The 3,853-nt window shown below is 69.0% G+C and carries 4 protein-coding genes, 1 tRNA gene and 1 pseudogene; 2 read left to right on the top strand and 4 right to left on the bottom strand.

Annotated features, from left to right (window positions below; all coding sequences use genetic code 11):
• Window positions 1–301, top strand: a pseudogene (locus tag HLH48_RS22535) (hypothetical protein); the annotation flags it as partial.
• Window positions 302–313: 12 nt separating this feature from the next.
• On the opposite strand, the gene proB reads toward HLH48_RS22535, so the two are convergent.
• From proB to rplU, 4 genes are all read right to left on the bottom strand, one after another.
• Entirely contained in the window at window positions 314–1,444 is a 1,131-nt protein-coding gene (proB, locus tag HLH48_RS22530) for a glutamate 5-kinase (RefSeq protein ID WP_182999686.1), read from the bottom strand.
• Window positions 1,441–2,493 (bottom strand): GTPase ObgE, encoded by a 1,053-nt coding sequence (gene obgE, locus HLH48_RS22525; protein WP_182999685.1) that lies wholly within the window; start codon window positions 2,491–2,493, stop codon window positions 1,441–1,443. Before obgE ends, proB begins: the two co-directional genes overlap by 4 nt.
• A 120-nt stretch (window positions 2,494–2,613) precedes the next feature.
• Window positions 2,614–2,883, bottom strand: coding sequence for a 50S ribosomal protein L27 (gene rpmA / locus HLH48_RS22520; RefSeq protein ID WP_182999684.1), 270 nt, complete (start codon window positions 2,881–2,883; stop codon window positions 2,614–2,616).
• Between the two features lie 69 nt (window positions 2,884–2,952).
• A complete protein-coding gene (gene rplU / locus HLH48_RS22515) occupies window positions 2,953–3,267 on the bottom strand; it encodes a 50S ribosomal protein L21 (protein WP_182999683.1) in 315 nt (104 codons plus the stop codon).
• Between the two features lie 280 nt (window positions 3,268–3,547).
• Here rplU and HLH48_RS22510 point away from each other — a divergent pair.
• Window positions 3,548–3,637, top strand: a tRNA-Ser gene (locus HLH48_RS22510).
• Window positions 3,638–3,853: the final 216 nt, after the last annotated feature.

Here is a 3,853-nt window from a genome sequence, read left to right as displayed (position 1 = left end):
CGCCGAGCCGCCCACACATGCGCCGCGGACCGGCGCGCCCATCGCGCACGATGCCGCCCGGCCCATGCCGTGGCATGACCGGCCGGCCGCGGCGCCGCGCGATCCGGCGCGCGTGCCGCCTTATATGCCGCCTCCGGCCGTTCCTGACCCGGTTCATGATTTGCCCCCGGCGGCGGGAGAGGCGCCGTTCCGGCCCGGCTATCGGGCGCCTGACGGGCGCGAGGCACGGCCGCGACGGGACGATGAATGGGACGAGCGGCCCCGGTCGGAACCCACGCTGCGCTGGCCGCCTCGTACCTGATCGCCTGCCCGTTCAGGCGGTCAGGACGAGGTCGTCGCGGTGGATGATTTCGTCCCGGCCGCGCCAGCCCAGCCGGGCTTCGATATCGTCCGAGCGATGGCCGGCGATCTGCCGGGCATCGGCCGCGCCGTAGGCCGACAGGCCGCGCGCGATTTCGTTGCCGTCCATATCGGTGACCTGCACCAGGTCCCCCCGCTCGAACGTGCCATGGACCGCGCGCACGCCGGCCGGCAGCAGGGACGACCCCGCCGCGAGGGCGCGGCGGGCGCCGTCGTCGATCGCCAGTTGGCCGGCCGGGGCCAGGCCGCCGGCGATCCAGCGCTTGCGGGCCGACCGCCCGTCGGGCAACGGCAGGAACCACGAGCAGCGGGCCCCGTCGCGCAGGCGCGCCAGCGGATGGAGGTCCTTGCCCAGCGTGATTGCCATCGCGCAGCCGGCCTGGGTGGCGATGCGGGCCGCCATCAGCTTGGTGCGCATGCCGCCGGACGAATAGCCCGGCGGCGGGGCGCCGCCCATGGCCTCGATATCGGCCGTGAGCGCGGTGATGACGGGCAGGTGGCGGGCGGTGGGGTCGATCCTGGGATCGGCGGTATAGAGGCCGTCAATGTCCGACAGCAGCACGAGCTGGTCGGCGCCGGTCATTTCCGCCACCCGCGCGGCCAGGCGGTCATTGTCGCCGAAGCGGATTTCCGTGGTGGCGATGGCGTCGTTCTCGTTGATCACGGGGATGCAGCCCAGCCCCAGCAGCGTGTCCAGCGTGGCGCGGGCGTTCAGGTAGCGGCGGCGATCCTCGGTATCGCCCGGTGTCAGCAGCAATTGCGCCGCGACCAGCCCGTGCGCCGACAGCGCGTCGGTCCAGGCCTGGGCCAGGCGGATCTGCCCGACCGAGGCCGCGGCCTGCTTTTCCTCCAGCCGCAGGGTGCGGCGGGTCAGGCCCAGGCTGTGCCGCGCCAGGGCGATGGCGCCGGATGAGACGAGGATGATTTCGGTGCCCGCGCGCCGCAGCGCGGCGACGTCCTGCGCGACGCTGTCCAGCCAGTCGGTGCGTGGGGCGGCGTTGTGGGAATCCACCACCAGCGCGCTGCCGATCTTCACGACCAGCCGGCGGGCCGTGTCCAGGCCGGGCAGTTCGGCGATGGTCACGGCGTGGACTCGGGCCACTGGACCGCGGCGGGCGGGGGCGCCGCGTGCTCGGCCGCGCGGATGGTGGTGACTTCGTCCTGCAACAGACGCAGCACGTCGTCCAGGCCCTGGCGGGTAACGCCGGACAGGGTGACGACACGGGCGCCGCTCGCCTTTTCCAGCGCGCGGCGGCGGCTGGAAATCTGCTGTGGGGTCATGGCGTCGATCTTGTTCAGGGCGATGATCTCGGGCTTGGCTGCCAGTCCGGGGTCATAAGCTTCGAGTTCGTGGCGGATGGTGCGCCAGGCCTTCACCACATCGCCCGCCGCGCCGTCGATCAGGTGCAGCAGCACGGCGCAGCGTTCGACATGGCCCAGGAAGCGGTCGCCCAGGCCCGCGCCCTCGTGCGCGCCGGCGATGAGGCCGGGAATGTCGGCGATGACGAACTCTTCGGACACCGACAGGCGCACGACGCCGAGCTGCGGATGCAGGGTGGTGAAGGGGTAATCCGCGATCTTGGGCCGCGCGGCGGAGACGACGGAGAGAAAGGTGGATTTGCCCGCGTTGGGCAGGCCGACCAGCCCGACATCGGCGATCAGCTTCAGGCGCAGCCAGATCCAGCGTTCCTCGCCCGGCCAGCCCTTGTCGGCGCGGCGGGGGGCGCGGTTGGTGCTGGTCTTGTAATGGGCGTTGCCGTGGCCGCCATCGCCGCCATGGCACAGCACGATGCGCTTGCCCGGCGCGTCGAGGTCGGCCAGCATCGTCTCGCGGTCTTCGTCGAAGATCTGGGTGCCGATCGGCACCTGGATCACGACCGGGGGCGCGGCGGCGCCCGTCCGGTCGGAACCGGCGCCGTTGCCGCCCTTGCGGGCGCGGAAATGCTGGGTGTAGCGGAAATCGATCAGTGTGTTCAGGTTGCTGGCCGCGACGAACACGATGTCGCCGCCGCGCCCGCCCTTGCCGCCGTCAGGACCGCCGAATTCGATATATTTCTCGCGCCGGAAGGCCACGACGCCGTCGCCGCCGTCGCCGGACTTTACGTAGATCTTGGCTTGGTCGAGGAATTTCATCGTACTGGTCCGGTGGAAGCGGGGGGCGCGGCGGGCATCATACCCCGCCACGACGCAAAAAGGGCCGGTCCCGAGGACCGGCCCTTCGCGGGTCGAAAGCGGTCCCGAGAAGCGGGGTGCTTACTCGGCCGCGACCGGCAGCGCCTCGACCGACACATGCACGCGGCCTTCGGCGCGGCGCTCGAACTTCACGTGGCCATCGACCAGCGCGAAGATCGTGTGGTCGCGGCCCAGGCCGACATTGGTGCCCGGCTTCATCTTCGTGCCGCGCTGACGGAGGATGATGTTGCCGGCGATCACGCTCTCGCCGCCGAACTTCTTGACGCCGAGACGGCGCCCGGCGCTGTCGCGCCCGTTGCGGGATGAACCGCCTGCCTTTTTTTGTGCCATTGCCTGAACTCCTGACTCTGAACTGACCTGATACGCCTGCCTTGGGGGCCTTTACGCCCCCTGGCGGGTTCAGGCGGCGTTGATCGCGGCGATGCGCAGCACGGTGACGGGCTGGCGATGGCCGTTCTTGCGGCGGCTGTTCTGCCGGCGGCGCTTCTTGAAGATGATGACCGTGTCCAGACGATCCTGCGCGATGACCGTGGCGGTCACGCTGGCGCCGGGGACCAGCGGCGCGCCGATCGTCGTGCCAGCCTCGCCGCCCACGGCGAGGACGTCGGTGAAGGTGATGGTGGTGCCGGCTTCGGCTTCCAGCTTCTCGACCTTCAGGACGGTGTCGGGGGAAACGCGATACTGCTTTCCGCCGGTACGAATGACTGCAAACATCTTCTAACCTGTCTTTCCGATCTCTTGGCGCGTGCGGCCCCCTGGCGGGACAGGCGACGCGGCCCAGTCGCTTTTTTTCATTGGCCGTGCGGACACGGCTGCCCCTCGTCAGCGCGAGGGCGGGTTGGGGCTTTTACTGCCGGCGGATGCGCGCCGTCAACCGCCGATTCACGGTGCCGGGCGGTGCCGGGGACATATCGTGACGGAAAAACGCATCGGGGTCTCTTGCACGCTCCGCCGTGCCACCCTATAAGCCCGATCCATCGCCGCTAGCGAAGACGGAGAGGTGCCGGAGCGGTCGATCGGGGCGGTCTCGAAAACCGTTGTGCGTGCAAGCGTACCGTGGGTTCGAATCCCACCCTCTCCGCCATGATATCAAAGACTTAGACGGATGTTCCGGGCCTGTTCGGGCCTTTCCCGTCTGGGTTTTTGCGACAATTTGCGACAATCGCTAAAATTATCCCCAGAACCGAGGTGGAGGGTTCGAAAAACCCTCTGGTTTTGAGGTCTGCTCTGTGATTCCATTTTCCTTGCGTTGATTGGAGTATGGATCGTGAAGCAGGCGGGATTTTTTGACGTTGAAGAG

Origin of the sequence: Gluconacetobacter sacchari, assembly GCF_014174255.1 — a bacterium.
In the GTDB taxonomy this organism is placed as follows: domain Bacteria; phylum Pseudomonadota; class Alphaproteobacteria; order Acetobacterales; family Acetobacteraceae; genus Gluconacetobacter; species Gluconacetobacter sacchari.
Note: the sequence above shows the minus strand (reverse complement) of the source record. Positions and strands in the feature narration are given on the sequence as shown.